At 58.0% G+C, this 17,512-nt stretch carries 14 protein-coding genes; 5 read left to right on the top strand and 9 right to left on the bottom strand.

The genetic code is table 11. The features are described 5' to 3' along the window. Positions 1-51 precede the first annotated feature (51 nt). Complete coding sequence (locus BM316_RS06105; protein ID WP_090205283.1) at positions 52-840, top strand: Hint domain-containing protein; 789 nt, start codon at positions 52-54, stop codon at positions 838-840. On the opposite strand, the gene BM316_RS06100 is transcribed toward BM316_RS06105, so the two are convergent. Together BM316_RS06100 and BM316_RS06095 are read right to left on the bottom strand one after the other, a co-directional pair. Then, a complete protein-coding gene (locus tag BM316_RS06100; protein WP_090205280.1) occupies positions 830-1,420 on the bottom strand; it encodes a nucleotidyltransferase family protein in 591 nt (196 codons plus the stop codon). The genes BM316_RS06105 and BM316_RS06100 overlap by 11 nt on opposite strands. Beyond that, on the bottom strand, positions 1,417-3,825 hold the full coding sequence (locus tag BM316_RS06095) for a GcvT family protein (protein ID WP_090205277.1): 2,409 nt from the start codon (positions 3,823-3,825) through the stop codon (positions 1,417-1,419). The genes BM316_RS06100 and BM316_RS06095 overlap by 4 nt, the downstream gene beginning before the upstream one ends. Before the next feature lie 150 nt (positions 3,826-3,975). On the opposite strand from BM316_RS06095, the gene BM316_RS06090 reads away from it, so the two are divergent. Beyond that, positions 3,976-6,387, top strand: coding sequence for a GcvT family protein (locus BM316_RS06090; protein WP_090207632.1), 2,412 nt, complete (start codon positions 3,976-3,978; stop codon positions 6,385-6,387). 33 nt (positions 6,388-6,420) lie between these two features. Here BM316_RS06090 and BM316_RS06085 read toward each other — a convergent pair whose 3' ends face one another. After that, positions 6,421-6,975 carry a lipid-binding SYLF domain-containing protein gene (locus BM316_RS06085; protein ID WP_090205274.1) on the bottom strand — a complete coding sequence of 185 codons (555 nt, stop codon included), beginning with the start codon at positions 6,973-6,975 and terminating at the stop codon, positions 6,421-6,423. 175 nt (positions 6,976-7,150) lie between these two features. Continuing rightward, entirely contained in the window at positions 7,151-8,149 is a 999-nt protein-coding gene (gene hemB, locus BM316_RS06080) for a porphobilinogen synthase (RefSeq protein WP_090205271.1), read from the bottom strand. A 124-nt stretch (positions 8,150-8,273) separates the two neighbouring features. Between hemB and BM316_RS06075 the strand changes: the two genes are divergently transcribed. Then, positions 8,274-8,798, top strand: coding sequence for a hypothetical protein (locus BM316_RS06075; RefSeq protein ID WP_090205268.1), 525 nt, complete (start codon positions 8,274-8,276; stop codon positions 8,796-8,798). A 38-nt stretch (positions 8,799-8,836) separates the two neighbouring features. Then, positions 8,837-12,283 carry a transcription-repair coupling factor gene (mfd, locus tag BM316_RS06070; protein WP_090205265.1) on the top strand — a complete coding sequence of 1,149 codons (3,447 nt, stop codon included), beginning with the start codon at positions 8,837-8,839 and terminating at the stop codon, positions 12,281-12,283. Positions 12,284-12,330: 47 nt separating this feature from the next. Here the strand turns inward: mfd and BM316_RS06065 are convergent, their stop codons facing one another. From BM316_RS06065 to BM316_RS06055, 3 genes are read right to left on the bottom strand one after another with little or no spacing between them, the layout of a single operon-like run. Beyond that, positions 12,331-13,491 (bottom strand): multidrug effflux MFS transporter, encoded by a 1,161-nt coding sequence (locus tag BM316_RS06065; protein ID WP_242649839.1) that lies wholly within the window; start codon positions 13,489-13,491, stop codon positions 12,331-12,333. A 47-nt stretch (positions 13,492-13,538) separates the two neighbouring features. Beyond that, positions 13,539-14,183, bottom strand: a complete 645-nt coding sequence (locus BM316_RS06060; RefSeq protein ID WP_090205259.1) for a DsbA family oxidoreductase — start codon at positions 14,181-14,183, stop codon at positions 13,539-13,541. Next, positions 14,170-15,672, bottom strand: a complete 1,503-nt coding sequence (locus tag BM316_RS06055; RefSeq protein ID WP_090205257.1) for a class I adenylate-forming enzyme family protein — start codon at positions 15,670-15,672, stop codon at positions 14,170-14,172. The genes BM316_RS06060 and BM316_RS06055 overlap by 14 nt, the downstream gene beginning before the upstream one ends. Before the next feature lie 64 nt (positions 15,673-15,736). Here BM316_RS06055 and BM316_RS06050 point away from each other — a divergent pair, with 64 nt between their 5' ends. Then, positions 15,737-16,360, top strand: a complete 624-nt coding sequence (locus BM316_RS06050) for a helix-turn-helix domain-containing protein (protein ID WP_090205254.1) — start codon at positions 15,737-15,739, stop codon at positions 16,358-16,360. A gap of 19 nt (positions 16,361-16,379) precedes the next feature. On the opposite strand, the gene BM316_RS06045 is transcribed toward BM316_RS06050, so the two are convergent. Together BM316_RS06045 and BM316_RS06040 are read right to left on the bottom strand one after the other, a co-directional pair. Next, positions 16,380-17,039 (bottom strand): aquaporin, encoded by a 660-nt coding sequence (locus BM316_RS06045; RefSeq protein WP_090205251.1) that lies wholly within the window; start codon positions 17,037-17,039, stop codon positions 16,380-16,382. Further along, on the bottom strand, positions 17,014-17,505 hold the full coding sequence (locus BM316_RS06040) for an arsenate reductase ArsC (protein WP_090205248.1): 492 nt from the start codon (positions 17,503-17,505) through the stop codon (positions 17,014-17,016). Before BM316_RS06040 ends, BM316_RS06045 begins: the two co-directional genes overlap by 26 nt. Positions 17,506-17,512: the final 7 nt, after the last annotated feature.

Raw genomic sequence — 17,512 nt, 5'->3', positions numbered from 1 at the left:
CTGCTGATGATTGATCGAGTAAGGGTTGCGTAGGTTTTGCGCACGAACAGGATGACGCTGAATTCAGAAAACATAGATGCACATGCATCCAACGTGTCTGATCTGCATGATGGGCATACGTGTGAGTCAGAGGATGCCGACCTGCGTCACCTCGGGATCAGCGATCTCGCCTTTGCGGCAAGTGGAAACATTGCAGAGGTTCATCTGTTTGACGGCACCGTGCTGCCGATCACGCAGATTGATCAACTTATCCCCTGTTTCACACCCGGCACGAAAATCGCCACACCAAAAGGCGAAGTCAGCGTTGAAAGACTAAAGGTCGGTGACCGCGTGCTCACGCGCGACAACGGCATTCGCACGATCAACTGGGTCGGGCATAAGAAGCTCGACCATTTGCAACTCAAGATGCTCAAACAACTCCGCCCTGTTTTGATCAAGGCCGGGGCTTTGGGGGATGGTAAGCCCGAACGCGATATGTCCGTGTCTCCGATGCACCGGATGCTTGTCGTCTCGAAACTGGCGCAAAAATACTTCGATCAAAGCGAAGTGCTGGTGCCCGCCAAGGAGCTGCTGCAACTGGACGGTGTCGAGCTCGCAGATGTTCCCTATGTCACCTATGTGCACTTCCTGTGTGACAACCACGAGATCGTCCTGTCCGATGGCGCATGGAGCGAGAGTTTTCAGCCCGGTGATATTTCACTCAAAGGGTTGGATGATGCCCAAAGAGAAGAGCTTTTTGCACTTTTCCCTGACCTAAAATCCCATGAAGGGGTCAAGACCTATCGCGCCGCGCGGCGGAGCCTTTCATCAGGTGAAGCAACTCTCCTGTTCAGCGGTTAGTTTCGCGCCAAGCCGCCCAGTCTTCGGGTGTGTCGAGGTCAAGCCGGGCACGGTCATCCTCTAGCCTGACAAGCAGGGTCTGCTCTTTAAGCGGACTGACCAATTCTTCGCCGCCACTGTCACCTGAAAGCATTTCAAACCTTGGTCGCAACTGTGCTGAGAAAATGACCGGATGTCCAGGCTTTCCGGCCGACGTCGCACCGCGCCAGATCAGATATTCCGGATTGTTGGTGTAGGCCTCATAGACGTGGCAGAGGTCATGGGCTTCAAGGGCGACAAGATCCCCGAGCAACAGCATAAAGGCGTCGCACTCAGGCAGCTGTGAAACAGCATTTCGCATCGAGCCTGACATGCCCTCGTCGGCGTCAGGAACCTCAAGGACGCGCGCGCCCGCTTTGGCCACGATGTCGCGACGTTGCGCCTGTTCAGGTGCGACCGCCACGAAGACCGGTCCGCCCAGCGAAGTTGCCAGACGGATTTGCCGCGCCAAAAGCGGCTCGCCCCCGACGTCCTCAAGCAACTTGTCGTGGCCCCGCATCCGTGAGGATTGACCGGCGGCAAGGATCAGCACGGGGATCATCCGCGCATGACCTCGCCTTCAGGATCAAAAAGCGGCGTCGTGATCCGGTGCGCCTTGCGGCGCTGACCCATAATCTCGATCTCTACGGTCATATCTTCGGTTGCTTTATCGCGCGGGACCAGCGCCATGGCGATGGATTTCTCGGCATAGTGGGAATAGCCGCCAGACGTGCAGAACCCCATGACCTCGCCGTCAATGAACACAGGCTCATAGCCGACAACGTCCGCATCATCCGCATCGACCTCGAATGTAACCAAGGTGCGGGCAGTGGGATCGGCGCGTTCCGCCTCTGCTGCGGCCCGTCCGATGAAATCAACGTTCTTTTTGAAGCTGATAAAGCGGTCCATACCTGTTTCTGCGGCGGTGTAATCCGGCGAGATTTCCGACAGCCAAGAGCCGAAGAACCGATCCAGCCGCAGCGACATCATCGCCCGCATCCCGAAAGGTGTGATCCCCATCGGTTGACCTGCGTCCCAAAGGGTCCACCAAAGTTGTCGCTGGTCCATCGGATCGCAATAGATTTCATAGCCGAGGTCACCGGTATAGCTGACACGTTGCACGATACAGTCGACTTGCCCGACAACCATTTCACGCACGTCCATGAACTTGATGCTGCCCACATCATCGCGGGTGCAAGCGGCAAGCAGATCGCGTGCCTTTGGCCCTGCAATCTGAAACCCCGTGCGCTTGTCAGAGATGTTCTCGACCCGCACGTCATCAGCGATATTCTGCAGGAACCAGCGGTGATGGATCTCCTGTGCGCCGTAGCTGGCTGTGATCTGGAATTCTGTCTCTGAGAAGCAGGACACGGTGAAATCACCCCAGAGCCTGCCTTTGGGTGACAACATGGGCGTTAGTGACATCCGTCCCGGTTGCGGGATGCGGCCCGCCATGATCTTGTCGAGCCACGCGCGGGCACCTGTTCCGGTGACGCTAAACTTGCCAAAGTTCTGCACCTCGTTAATGCCAACTGCGCTGCGCACGGCCAGCACCTCGCGCTTTGTAGCGGCAAAAGCATCGGAGCGGCGGAAGGTCGGTGTCTCAAATGTCGGTTCACCCTCTTGCGCGAAGTAGTTGGCCACTTCCAAACCAAACTGATGCCCCCAGACCGCCCCCAGATCGCTGAAAATGTCATACATCGGCGTGGTTCGATGGGGTCGCGCAGCAGGCAGTTCCTCATTGGGATAACTAACCGAGAACCGGCGCTGGTAATTTTCGATGACCTTCGGGCGGGTATAGCCCGGCGTGATCCACTTGCCGTAGCGCCCGATGTCCATGGCAGTCACGTCGCGTTCGCATTCGCCCTCGACCATCCATTGCGCCAGCATGAGACCCACGCCGCCGCCCTGACTGAAACCTGCCATGACCCCGCAGGCGGACCAGTAGTTGCGCAGGCCCGGCACGGGGCCGACGAGTGGGTTGCCATCAGGCGCAAAGGTGAATGGGCCGTGGATGACTGATTTGACACCCGCATGCTCAAGCACGGGAAACCGTTTGTAGGCAAACGCGATCGATTCCTCGATTTTGTCGAGGTTATCGGGCAGCAACTCATGCCCGAAATCCCAAGGTGTGCCGTCAACGGCCCACGGCTTGCAGGGCTGTTCATAGAAGCCGATGCAAAGCCCGCGCCCTTCCTGTCGCAGATAGCTTTCGCCGGCAGGGTCCATCACATGGGGATGCTCCGTGTCGCGCTCAAAAACCTCCGGAAGATCATCGGTGACGATATACTGGTGCTCCATCGGGTGCAGAGGCACATAGCTTCCGGCCATTGCCGCAACTTCGCGCGCCCAAAGACCGGCCGCATTGACAACATGCTCGGCATGGATCGTGCCTTTGTTCGTCACCACGTCCCAGGTGCCGTCGGCACGCGGGTTTGTTTCAATGACTTTGGTGTGCAGTTCAATCGTGGCCCCGCCCATGCGGGCTGCCTTGGCGTAGGCGTGTGTGGTGCCCGATGGGTCAAGATGCCCGTCCAGCGGGTCGTAGAGGCCGCCGATGATCCCATCAAGGTTGGTGATGGGCGCAATTTTGGCGATCTCTTCGGGGCCGACGATCTCTGTTTCCAGCCCCATGTAGCGGTGCTTCGCACGCTCGGCGACCAGCATATCGAAGCGGTCCTGATTGTCAGCCAGCGTCACGCCACCGACATGGTGCAGGCCACAGGACATCCCCGTAATCGCTTCGAGTTCCCGATAAAGCTTGATCGTATAGCCCTGCAAGGCAGCCATATTGGTATCACCATTCAAGGTATGAAATCCGCCAGCCGCGTGCCACGTCGAGCCACTGGTCAGTTCTGACCGCTCAAGTAGTACGACATCGGACCAACCGAGTTTGGTCAGGTGATACAAGACCGAGCAACCGACAACACCGCCACCAATAATCACGCATCTTGTTGTCGATTTCATCGTCAGGGGCTCCGTTTAGTGTTTTGTGCACTATGCCTGCCAATTCGTAACGGGCGGCACTGATAACGACATTGGATGTCGCCGAAAGGCTATCTCTTGGGCGGAGCATTGCGGACGGTGGGGCTGTCTTCAAGTGAAAGGTTGGCACTGATGCGCACCCATGCCCAAGCCGTCGTGATCGGAGGCGGCGTCATTGGCTGCTCCATTCTTTATCATCTGGCAAAGCTTGGTTGGTCCGATATCGTACTACTTGAGCGTAACGAGCTGACGAGCGGCTCAACTTGGCATGCGGCGGCAAATATCCACGGTTTGCACGACAGCACCAACATCAGCCGCATCCAGCACTACACGATGAACCTCTACAAGTCTCTGGAAGAGGAAACCGGCCAGAGTTGTGGGGTGTTCCAGCCCGGATCGCTCTATCTCGCTCAGACCGAGGCGCGCGAGCATCAGCTGCGCCTACAGGCGGCGAAGGCAAAGTTTTACAAGATGAACTTCCATGAGGTCGGCCGCGATGAAGCTGAGCGGCTGCACCCGTTGGTCGATTTCGACGGCATCCGTTGCATCATGTACGAACCCGACGGCGGCAATGTCGATCCCTCCGGTGTCACCAATGCCTATGCGGTCGGCGCGCGTCAGCGCGGCGCAGAGATCCATCGCTTTACCCCCGTCACCGCAACAAGGCAGCAGCCAGACAGCACATGGATCGTTGAGACACCAAAGGGCGAAATCAGGACCGAATGGGTGATCAACGCGGCGGGTCTGTGGGGCAGGGAGGTCGCCAAGCTCGCAGGCATTGAATTGCCGCTCTTGCCCACCGAACACCAGTATTTCGTGACAGAAACCATTGCTGAAATCGCTGCGATGGACCGGCGCTTACCGTCTGTCGCTGACCGCGACGGCGAATACTACCTCCGGCAAGAGGGCAAAGGCCTGCTTGTCGGCGCTTACGAAAAGGATGTGCGTTTCTGGGCGGAGGATGGCACGCCGCAGGGGTTTGGCCATGAGCTTTTCGCCGATGATCTGGAACGGATCGAAGATAACATGATGCGCGCAATCGCACGTGTGCCTGCCGTGGGCGAAGCCGGCATCAAACGCGTGATCAACGGCCCGATGATTTGGTCACCGGACAGCAACGTCCTTTATGGCCCGCACCCTGACCTTTCCAACTATTTCTGCTGCAACGGGATCATCCCGGGCTTTAGCCAATCGGGCGGGATGGGCCTGATGGCGGCGCAATGGATCATCAACGGCGAAAGCCAGTATGACATGTTTGCGTGGGATGTCGCACGGTTTGGCAAATGGGCGGATGCCAAATTCACCAAGGCGCGTGTTGGCGATCAATACGCCAAGCGCTTCAGCATCCATTTTCCGAATGAAGAACGCGAAGCGGGGCGTCCCGTCCGCACCCGACCCGTCTATGAGACACAGAAACAGATGGGCGCTGTTTTTGGCCTCAACTACGGATGGGAGCACCCGCTTTGGTTTGCAGATGCACCGGGGGTCAAAGACACCAACGGCTTTACCCGTCAGAACTGGTTTGAACCCGTCGGTGCAGAGTGCCGGATGCTACGGGACCGCGCGGGCATCATCGATATCTCCAACTTTGCCAAATACGTCGTCACTGGCCCTGACGCAGAAAGCTGGCTCAATGCGGTCTTCGCCAATAATATGCCGAAGGTTGTCGGCCGCTCTTGTCTGACGCCGCTGATTGGCGTGAATGGCGGCATTGCGGGTGACTTCACGGTCACGCGGCTTGCCGAGGACGAATTCATGATCATCGGCGGCGGTGCCGCTGAACGCTATCACCAACGTTTCTGGAAAGAAATCCCGCTGCCAACAGGCACAACTTTTGAAAGCCGCACGGATACGATGTGCGGGTTCAATGTCGCCGGGCCGCTGTCCCGTGATCTGCTGGGCCGATTGACGAATGCCGATCTCTCGACGCCTGCGTTTCCGTTCATGCGCAGTCAGCAGATCACAGTTGCGGGTGTGGATGTCATCGCCCTGCGGGTCTCGTTCACCGGTGATTTGGGATGGGAGCTTCACTGTGATCAGGCGGACCAATCCAAGCTTTACGACGCGTTGCTGACGGCAGGAAAGGACTTCGGGGCCGGACCCGTCGGGTCGCGCGCCTTGATGTCGCTGCGGATCGAGAAAGGCTACGGCAGTTGGAGCCGCGAATACTCGCCTGAATACTGGCCGCAAGAGGTAGGGCTCGATCGCCTGATCAAGCTTGAGAAAGAGTTTCTGAACAAAGACAGCTACTTGCGCATAAAAGATAATCCGGCCCGTGAACAACTCTCACTAGTCGAAGTGCTGGACGTCGATCATGCAGATGCAACAGGTGGTGAGCCCATCTTTCTGCCGGACGGGACACCTGTCGGGCGCGTGACGTCTGGCGCCTACGGCTATACCGTCGGCAAATCCTTGGCGCTTGGATACCTCAAAGGTGTGTCCGCAGGCGACGCGGTTGATGTGATGATCTTGGGCAAGCCACATCGCGGCGTCGTTCTTGCCGAACCACCGTTTGATCCAAAGGGCGAGCGGCTGCGCGCATGATAGCGGGGCGGCACGCTGTCCGCCCGATGCCGTTTACGGGATAATGCGCGTGTATTTCGTGCCTTCAAGCGTGGCACCGACACGCAGGCCGGTCTGACCGAAGACAGCAGCAATGACTGGGGAAAGCGACGTTGTCGTTTCCGCCCGCAGCATCTCTGCCTGGTTCGAGAATGCGTATTCCACATCCGCACCAGCCGCCCAGCCTTGGGAGGAGCGGAAGTCCTGCAGCGCTTCTTGGGTCATAAAGAACAGAACGTGACTGAACTGTTGCGCTCCGATCTGAAGGCCAGCGCTGCCTGAGGCAGCCGCATAGTAATCCACCGTGGATTGTCCGACACGCAACGCACCGCGCCCGTAAGATCCACCAAGGCCAAGGCCCACTTCTGTCACGAGCGGCATCACCAGAATACCTGCCGCCTGAGAGGCTAGCTGTTGGGTGCCGGGATATTGTTGATACATTGCGTTCAATGTTGAATCGACACGCGCGTCAATCGTCGCCGCACCTGCGCTGCCAATTCCGTTACCACATGCCGCGAGGGTGGTCGCCACTGCTCCAAGCGCAAAAACGCGTCGTGAAAATTCGGTCATCTGCTGTCCGCCTATATGCCTGTGTGAGGGCGTTTTTCGCCCGTTATGGAAACAATATAGGCAAAAGCTGCAATGGTGTCACGCAAGAAGGACTTGCCGGGAATTGGCAGGTTTCGGCGGCGTCCGGCAATAAAGCGTGACAGGCATGGGGTGTTTAACGCGCGTGATCGCGACTTCAGTCCTGCAGCAGCCTTGCGACGGCTGGCGCGAAATAGGTGAGGATACCGTCGCAGCCAGCCCGTTTGAACGAAAGCAGGCTTTCCAACATCACTTTTTCACCATCAAGCCAGCCATTCTGCGACGCTGCCTGCAGCATCGCGTATTCACCGCTGACCTGATAGGCGTAGGTGGGCACACCGAAGCTGTCTTTCACGCGACGGCAAATATCGAGGTAGGGCATCCCAGGTTTCACCATGACCATATCTGCGCCTTCCATCAGGTCACGTTCGATCAGACGCAGCGCCTCATCACTGTTGGCAGGGTCCATCTGGTAGGTGTTCTTGTCGCCCGTCAGTGCCGACGACGCGCCAACGGCATCGCGGAATGGGCCGTAGAAGCTTGAGGCATATTTCGCGGCATAACTCAGAATACAGACGTTCTGATGGCCTTCTGCCTCAAGCGCCGCACGGATCGCGCCGATCCGCCCGTCCATCATATCGGAGGGGCCCAGGATATCTGCCCCGGCCTCAGCCTGCGCGAGGCCCATTTTCACCAAAGCCTCAACCGTGCGATCGTTCACAATCTCGCCGTTTTCAACGTAACCGTCATGGCCGTTGATGTTGTAGGGATCGAGCGCGATGTCGGTCATGACGGCGATATCGGGTGCGGCATCCTTGATGGCGCGGATCGCCTGATTGGTCAGGTTGTCGGGGTCCCACGCCATGGCGCAGTCTTCGGTCCGGGCGTCCATTCCTGTGTAGGGAAAAATGCAGATCGCCGGAATGCCGAGGTCCTGTGCTTCTTTTGCAGCAATCGCCACACGATCAACCGTGCGCCGCACAACACCCGGCATTGATGCAACTGGTGTTTCATCGTCTTTTCCGTCCATCACGAAAATCGGCCAGATCAGATCATCTGACGTCAGCGTATTCTGGCGGGCCAGCGCGCGCATGGCGGGTGATTTGCGCATCCTGCGAAGGCGCGTAGCGGGGAAGGGTGCGACGGTCGGTTTCATCTGGACAGGGCCTTTTCGTGAACTTGACCGTTGGTCGCATGGATTTCCATGCACGACAAGACTGGGCAAGGCATCAAGGCAACGCTAGGTTCCCTAGAAAGTTATTTGGTATTGGACGTTATTCGTGGACCTGACAGAGGCCATCGCCCGTTTCATCGCTCTGGATACATTCGACAATGTCTGGTTCTGGGCAGCCGTCATTGTGTCGTGGTCGGTCGCCTGTCAGTGGTTGATCGGTGTGCCTTTCGATATGCTGCTACGCGCGCGACGCGGCAGCGCGCAGGAAATGGCCGATCTCGAAGCACTTGTCGATATCAATGTGCGCCGGATCATGTGGTTTCAAAGGGTGGCGGGCGCAGGCTTTGCAGGTCTGACCGCGTTTTTTCTTGCCGGTACCGCATTGCTTGCCTTCGGTTACCGGTTCGAGTTTGCGATCGGTGTCTTCGTCCTCGCCGGACCGCTTGTCGCAATTGCAGCCATGAACCTGCAACTCGCAATGTCGCTGCATCAAACACCACTGCGCGGGCAGGAATTGGTCGCGCGGCTCTACCGCGTGCGGCTGTGGACACAGGTTGCCGCTGCTGCATCGCTTTTTATGATTTCTGTTTTCGGCATGGCGCATAACGTCTCGTCCTCGAATTTCTTTTGAGGAGTTGACACCGCACCCGACAAGGGTAGGTGAGCGGGATGTCCGAAAAGAACCATATTACTGTCAGCGGTGCGCCGGAGGGTTATGACGCCCAGCTCGTGCTTGCAGAGTTGCGCAAGGGTCAACCTGTGTTGCATGTTGCAAGGGACGACAAGCGGCTGGCCGCAATGCAAGCCGCCTTGGCCTTCTTTGCGCCTGACGTGCCGGTTTTTGTGTTTCCCGCATGGGACTGTCTGCCCTACGACAGGGTGTCACCCAATACTGATATCTCGGCTGCACGAATGGCCACGCTTGCAGCACTCACGCACGGAATGCCGGGTGCGTTTGTTCTGCTCACGACACTTTCAGCCGCAACCCAACGCGTGCCTGCGCGGACGTTGCTGCGCGAGACGGCTTTCACCGCCGCCGTCGGAAACCGCATTGATGAAGAAGCGCTGCGGACGTTTCTGGTCCGCATGGGTTTCACGCAAAGCCCGACAGTGATGGAACCCGGTGACTATGCCATTCGCGGTGGAATCATCGACATTTTCCCGCCGGGACAAAGTGGCCCGGTCAGACTGGATCTCTTCGGCGATGTTCTGGATGGGGCACGGCGCTTTGACCCCGCGACACAGCGCACCGTCGAGAAACTGACCGAAGTCGAGTTGGCACCCGTTTCCGAGGTCATCCTTGATGAAGCGGCAATCACCCGCTTCCGGCAAAACTACAGGTTGGAATTCGGGGCAGCAGGCACCGACGATCCGCTTTATGAGGCCGTCAGTGCGGGGCGCAAACATGCGGGCGTTGAACACTGGCTGGGCTTTTTTCAAGACGATCTGGAAACGCTTTTCGATTACCTGCCCGATGCGACAGTGACGCTTGATGATCAGATGACGCCCATGCGCATCGCGCGCTGGGACAGCATCAAGGATCAATACGGCACGCGGATGCACGCGTTGTCCCAAAAGGGACGGATGGACACGGTCTACAAGCCCGCACCACCTGAGTTGCTCTATCTTGACGATGATGCCTGGCAAAAAGCGACGGCGGACCATCGGGTCTTGCAGTTCTCGCCACTCAAACAAGCGACAGGTTTGGGCGTCACGGATGCAGGCGGGCGCATCGGGCGTAATTTTGCCCCTGAGCGTCAACAAGAGCAGATCAGCCTGTTCGGCGCACTTGCCGATCATATCCGCGCGAAAATGGAGGATGGTCCGGTTGTCATTGCCAGCTATTCGGAAGGGGCGCGGGAACGCCTTGAAGGCCTGCTGGAAGATGAGGATCTTGCCACGGCCGTCACAGTCAGCGACTTCAGCCGCGTCGGAAAAGCCGGGGTGCACCTTGCTGTCTGGGCGCTTGATCACGGGTTCGAGACACCTGAACTGACGGTTATCTCTGAACAGGACGTCCTCGGTGACCGTTTGATCCGCCAGAGCAAACGGAAACGGCGGGCTGAAAACTTCCTGTCAGAAGCCAACAGCCTTTCACCGGGTGATCTGGTAGTCCATGTCGATCACGGCGTCGGGCGTTTCAAAGGGATGGAGGTCGTAACAGCGCTTGGTGCCGCACATGAGTGCCTCTTGCTGGAATACGCCGAAGACTCCAAGCTTTACCTGCCAGTCGAAAATATCGAGCTTCTGTCCAAATACGGTCACGAAACCGGGTTGCTCGACAAGCTAGGCGGCGGGGCGTGGCAGGCAAAGAAAGCCAAACTGAAGGAACGGATCAGGCAGATTGCCGAACGTCTGATCAGGGTCGCCGCAGAGCGCGAGTTGCGCACAGCGCCAGTGCTGGACCCGCCAGAGGGGCTTTGGGACCAGTTTCTCGCCCGCTTCCCTTACGCTGAAACCGATGATCAGCTTGCGGCTATCGCAGACGTGCTGGAGGACCTGGCCTCCGGTCGTCCGATGGATCGGTTGATCTGTGGCGATGTCGGTTTCGGAAAAACCGAAGTTGCGATCCGGGCGGCCTTCATTGCGGCGCTCTCGGGTGTGCAGGTTGCCATTATCGCGCCAACGACACTTCTGGCCCGTCAGCATTATCAGAATTTCGCAGAACGGTTCCGCGGCTTTCCTGTCAATGTGCGCCCCTTGTCGCGTTTTGTCTCGGCCAAGGATGCCAACCTCACGCGGGAAGGGCTCGCAAAAGGGACCGTCGATATTGTTGTGGGAACCCATGCGTTGCTGGCAAAGGGGGTGCGGTTCAAGAACCTCGGTTTGCTGGTGATTGATGAGGAGCAGAAATTCGGCGTGCAGCACAAGGAACGCCTCAAGCAGTTGCGCACTGATGTCCACGTCCTGACACTGACGGCGACACCGATCCCGCGCACGCTGCAACTGTCGCTCTCTGGTGTCCGCGATTTGTCGATCATCGGAACGCCTCCCATCGACCGTTTGGCCATCCGAACCTATGTCAGCGAGTTTGACAGCATCACCGTGCGCGAAGCGCTGTTGCGCGAGCATTACCGCGGCGGGCAGTCGTTTATCGTTGTGCCACGCATTTCCGACATGCCTGAGATGGAAGAGTTCCTGAAAACCCAAGTGCCTGAGGTGAGCTATATCACGGCAACCGGGCAGATGGCGGCTGGCGAGCTCGATGACCGGATGAACGCCTTTTACGACGGAAAATATGATGTTCTCTTGGCGACGACAATCGTTGAAAGCGGTCTCGATATTCCGACAGCGAACACCATGATTGTCTGGCGCGCGGATATGTTCGGCCTCAGCCAGCTTTACCAGATCAGGGGACGTGTGGGGCGCTCAAAAACACGCGCTTATGCCTACCTCACGACCAAACCGCGACAGAAACTGACCGACACGGCGCAGAAACGTCTGCGGGTTCTTGGGTCGATCGATACACTTGGCGCGGGCTTCACACTGGCCAGTCAGGACCTTGATATTCGCGGGGCAGGGAACCTGCTTGGCGAGGAACAATCCGGACAGATGCGCGAGGTGGGTTACGAGCTTTACCAGCAGATGCTCGAAGACCAGATCGCTGCAATCAAATCCGGTCAGGCCGAAGGCATCGTTGATGACGGACAATGGGCACCGCAAATCAATCTGGGCGTGCCTGTGCTGATCCCGGAGGATTATGTCCCTGATCTTGACGTCCGGCTTGGCCTTTACCGCCGCCTGTCAGAGCTTTCGACAAAGGTCGAGCTTGAAGGGTTTGCAGCAGAACTGATTGACCGCTTCGGCAAACTGCCAAAAGAAGTGAATTCACTGATGCTTGTGGTGCGGATCAAGGCCATGTGCAAAAGGGCGGGGATCAGTCATCTGGATGCAGGACCCAAAGGCGCAACGATCCGGTTCCACAATGACAAGTTCGCCTCTCCGAAGGGGTTGGTGGAATTCATCGAAGCCCAACGCGGTCTGGCAAAGGTGAAGGACAACAAGATTGTCGTGCGCCGCGACTGGTCGAAAGAAAAGGACAAGATTCAGGGCGCATTCAATATTGCGCGCGATCTGGCGCAGAAGCTGAAAGAAGAGGCGGGCAAGCCCGCCTGATTTTCTTGCCTCCGGCGGGGATATTTCGGGGCCGATAATGGTGGCGGCTACGCCTCGCCGGGACGTTTGATCATTGTGGTGAACCACAAGGCCAGACTGGCGAGCACCAGCGTCCCGAAGGCCATGGGCAGCGGCGTCCCATCAAACTGGATGGCAATTGGCACGGCAATCAGCACAGCCCCGACGGTCGAGACCGAGGCGATGACAGAGGCTGCCAACCCCGCGATATGGCCCATCTCTTCCATGCCGAGCGCATTGAGGTTGCCGATGGTCAGCCCTGCCTGAAAGAAATTCGACAGGACCCAAAGCACATAGGCGCCAAAAGCCAGCCAGTAGGTGTCGGTTGCCAGCGTCACGATGATCATCGCAAGCGTGATGATGATCTGTGCGGTATACATCCCCTTGATCATCGCACGCATTCCGAGCCTGACAACCAGTCGCGCATTCACGAAACCCGACGACGCCGCGACAATGGCAATTCCGCCGAACCAAAGGTGAAATGTTTCACCTTGGCCAAAGGACTGGTCAAAGACCTGCTGGGTTGATGACAGCATCGTCAGCAGCATCCCGAAGGTCAGCGTCTGCACGATGATAGACAATCTGGCCGTGCGGTGGCGGAACATTTCTGCCACGGCATCGCCCAGAGCCCTGAAGCTCAAGGGACGGCGGTTTTCCGGCGTCAGTGTTTCCGGCTGGCGGATGAGCAACCAGATCGTCGTTGAGAGAGAAAACAGGATGAAGGCCACAAAGATTGCTTCCCAACCTGCCAAGAGCACAATGTAGTGGCCCAATGTGGGGGCCAATGCGGGAACCAGCGCAAAGACGATCATCACAAATGACAGGATACGCGCCATTTGCGGACCTGAGTAAAGATCCCTGATCAATGCCATCGCCACCACCCGTGGTCCGGCAGCACCGATGCCTTGCACGACCCGCGCCGCCAGCATGACCTCAAGCGATTGGGCCTGCCACGCCACAACGCAGGACGCGATATAGACGATCGCCCCGCCAATCATCACCGGTTTGCGGCCAAAGGCGTCAGACAAGGGACCTGTGAAGAACGTCCCAAAGCCCATGCCAAGCATGAAGCTCGTCACGATCAACTGGGCGCGGTTCAAATCATCGGGTGAAAGTGCTGCGCCCATTTCCGGCAAAGCAGGCAGCATCGCATCAATCGAAAAGGCGACAGTCGCTGCGACCATCGCCATCAATGCAATAAATTCACCTTGCCCGAGCGGGCGCGTCACGCGTGCCTTCATTCAGCGGCGTCGATCTGTTCCATGATCTCTTTGATCACGCCTGCCCACATCTCAGGCGGCTGCGCACCGGGGACAGCATGCTTATGCGCCACAATGAACGTCGGGACAGAGTTCACGCCCATCTTGCGGCTGTGGGCATCGCGCGCGCGAATGTCATCGGTGTCAGCCTCCGAGGCAAGAAGCTTGGTCACCATTGCCGCGTCCATTTCCGCGCTGTCTGCAACATCGGCCAGAACCTCATGGTCCGAGATATCACGGCCGTCGACAAAATAGGCTTTGAACAACAAATCGACGACAAAGCTCTGCCGCTGTTCAATGCCGGCCCAATGGATCAGACGGTGTGCATCAACGGTGTTGGGTGTGCGTGCAATCTTATCAAGGTTGATCACAGCCCCCGCGCGTTCGGCATGTTCCACAACCGGCGCATAGGCGCGCAGGGCGCCGTCCTTGCCACCGAACTTTCCTTCAAGATAAGTGCGACGATCCATGCCTTCGGCCGGCATCTCGGGGTTCAGCTGGAAGGGATGCCATTCAATGGTGAAGGGATGATCAGGGACCTCAGCCAGCGCCTTATCAAGGTTTGTCTTCCCGATGTAGCACCAAGGGCAGATCGGATCGGAGATGATATCAAGCTTGACCATGTTCGGCCTCCCATGAGTCGCGCAAAGCGCGCCGAAGTAGTTTATTGTTTGCCCCGCGGGGCAGTGTATCGCGCGCCACAAAAAGCCGCGGTCGTTTGTATCCCGCCAGCCGAGCCGCACAAAAGCGATGGAGTTCCTCGTCGTCTATCACGTCTGACGCGACATAAAAGGCGGCAATGACAAAAACATCCTTGCGTGGCTGCACAGCACATACTGCAGCGTCGCGGATAAGCGGATGCTGCGAGAGGGCGACCTCAACCTCGATGGGGCTGACACGGTAGCCACCGGCATTCATCATGTCATCGGCACGCCCCTGATAGAGAAACGCGCCGTCATGCTGCCTGACCGCAAGATCACCTGTCAAAAACCAGTCGCCCTGAAACCGCGAGGCGGTGGCTGCTGGATCATCAAGGTATCCCAGCATCAATCCCGGATCGCTGCGGTGAACCGCGATTGTCCCGCATTCTCCGTCAGCCAACGGACCATCCGCGCCCCAGATCGTGACACGACGCCCCTTTTGCGCATAGCCGAGACTGCTGGAAGGGGCAGGGCGATGCGGTGATCCAGACAGGAAGGTCGAGCATTCAGACATGCCAAAGGCCTCATGCACATCCGTGCCTGTTGCCTGCCGCCATTTCAGCCGCAAGTCAGGGGGGAGGCTTTCGCCAGCGCAAAGCCCGTGACGGAGCGAGGGGAGGCGCGGTATGTCAGACCGCAAAAGGCGTCGGTAGACCCCGGGGGCTGCGGCAAACACTGTCGCCTCATGTTTCTTGATCAGACCACCCAGATCGGTGATCTCTGTCCCTTCTGCCGGAACCAATGCGGTAGCCCCGATTGTCCAGGGATCAAGCAGTCCGGTGCCCAAAGTAAAACTCCAGTTGAAGGCACCTGCGTGCAGCATCCGATCGTCCTGTTGCAGGTCATACCAATCACGCCACATCATCCGCCGCGCAAGAATGGCGCGGTGGGCATGCACAACTGCTTGCGGACGACCGGATGTGCCTGAGGTGAAGAGGATATAGGCGGGCCGTTCCGCATCGCCGCGGTGATAGTCTGCGGGCGCAAAATCGCGAAAAGTTCTGAGCTCTGTCAGTGGGAGTTGCGGTGCCGTGCATTCGGCCATGCCAGGCGCGATGATTGTCAGCGCTGGTGCGATCCGCGTCTGGATTTCTGCGACCTCAGGTGCGGTCAGTTGCGACGAGAGCGGCACAGGCACCAAACCAGCGGCAATCGCCCCCAGATAGGCGATTGGAAAATCAACGGAATTGCCCAACTGCAACAGAACCCGCGCACCTGGGTGCAGTCCCATCAGCTGCAAACCTGTTGCCGTGCCGCGCACCGCAGCGTCGAGTGCCGCGTAGGTCAGTGTTGTTTGCTCATTGCCCAACACGGCAAGTGCGGTCTTGTCCGGGGAATGCGCGGCTTGTTGCAGCACGTATTCAGCAAGATTGAAGCTCTTGTGATCTATGTCGGGCAAAGCAGCAGGCATGAGCGAGGGCTAGCTTGCAGATGCAGGTGTTGCAAGACTGTCAGCGGCTGCTTATTGAAAACCCATGGCTGACACTGATCCCAAAAACCTGATCCGTATCTCGCATGAGGACGGCGAAGATGGCACAGCACAACCGCTTGATCTGGGTGCGCGTGTGCGTGAGTTGCGCAAGGCGCACGACTGGACGCTTGAACAGGCAGCCCAGCGGGCGGGGCTGGCGCGGTCGACGCTGTCGAAGATCGAAAACGGCCAGATGTCGCCGACCTATGATGCGTTGAAGAAACTCGCCGTTGGGCTGCAGATTTCTGTTCCGCAGCTCTTCACGCCACCCTCCAAGGGGCAGGTGAATGGGCGTATGGCCGTGACCAAAAGCGGCGAAGAAACGAACAAGGTCACAACCACCTACGAACATGCGCTGCTGGCAGAAAGCCTGACAACCAAGAAGATGTTGCCATATCGCGCCCGCATCAGGGCCCGCGCGCTTGAGGATTTCGACGGTTGGGTCAGGCATGATGGCGAAGAATTTCTATACGTCCTGACAGGAGAAGTCCGGCTTTACACTGAATTCTATGAACCTGTTTCGCTCAGACGTGGTGACAGTGCGTATTACGACGCCTCAATGGGGCACAATGTCGTGTCAGTGAGTGCTGAGGATGCGACTATTCTGTGGGTAACATCGCTGGCCTGACGATTGCGTCACAAGGGCTTCAAGTCGGCCCCTTGGCAAACAGCCTTGGCAGGACCAGTGCCGCCACGCCCACGCCGACGATTTGCATGACGATGAACATCGGCACGTGCGATGGCATGATGCCAGCAAAGGTATCACTGAAGCCACGCGCGATCGTCACGGCAGGATTGGCAAAGCTGGTCGATGAGGTGAACCAATAGGCCCCCGTGATGTAAAGCGCGACAAGCGCTGGCACGGCCTCTGGCCGCGACCGCAGTCCGCCGAAGATCACAAAAAGCAACCCGAATGTCGCCAATCCTTCCGAAAACCATTGGGACACGCCGCTGCGGCCTGTCGTGGAAAGCTGCAAGATATTCAGATCAAACATCAGGTGCGCCGCCCAAACACCTAAAATCCCACCAAAAATCTGGACAGCCACGTATTTTAACGCAAGTAAGCTATCAATCTCGCCGCGCAGCCAGAACGCCAGCGTGACGGCAGGGTTGAAATGGGCACCGGAAATCGGGCCGAGGGTGGTGATGATCGCATAGAGCATACATCCCGTGGCGATGGCATTGGCCAAGAGGGCCACGGCAACATTCCCGTCAGAGAGTGCGGCACCCATGATGCCTGACCCGACAACAGCAATCAGCAGGAACGCGGTTCCTAGTCCTTCAGCCAGCAGCTTTTGCATTCTCACGTCCAATCGCATCCAAAACCGTTTGCAGGTCTTCTGGCGACATTTCCTCAAATGGCAAGTCAATGAGGCGCATGGCCCGCGTTTCGAGTTGCGCAAAAGCCTCGCGAAAGGCCTCTGGCTGATCCTCGGCAGGGGCAGCGGCCGGGTCGGCCACACCCCAATGCGCCCTGAGCGGGGCGCCAGGCCAGTAGGGACATTCCTCGCCTGCCGCAGATCCGCAAACCGTAATCACCGCATCCATGCGCGGCGCATCGTCTTTGGCATAGTCATCCCAGCTTTGCGATGACAGGTTGTCTGTCGGGAAACCAAGTTCTTCCAGCAACACAAGCGATTGAGGATGGACCCGTCCAGCAGGGCGCGAACCGGCGGACCACGCCCGCATGCGCCCACCAGATCGGTGGTTCAAGATCGATTCCAGCAAGATCGAGCGAGCGGAATTACCCGTACACAGCACCAGAATGTTCATGTCGGTC

This window comes from Yoonia litorea, from assembly GCF_900114675.1.
GTDB classification, from domain to species: Bacteria; Pseudomonadota; Alphaproteobacteria; order Rhodobacterales; family Rhodobacteraceae; genus Yoonia; species Yoonia litorea.
Note: the sequence above shows the minus strand (reverse complement) of the source record. Positions and strands in the feature narration are given on the sequence as shown.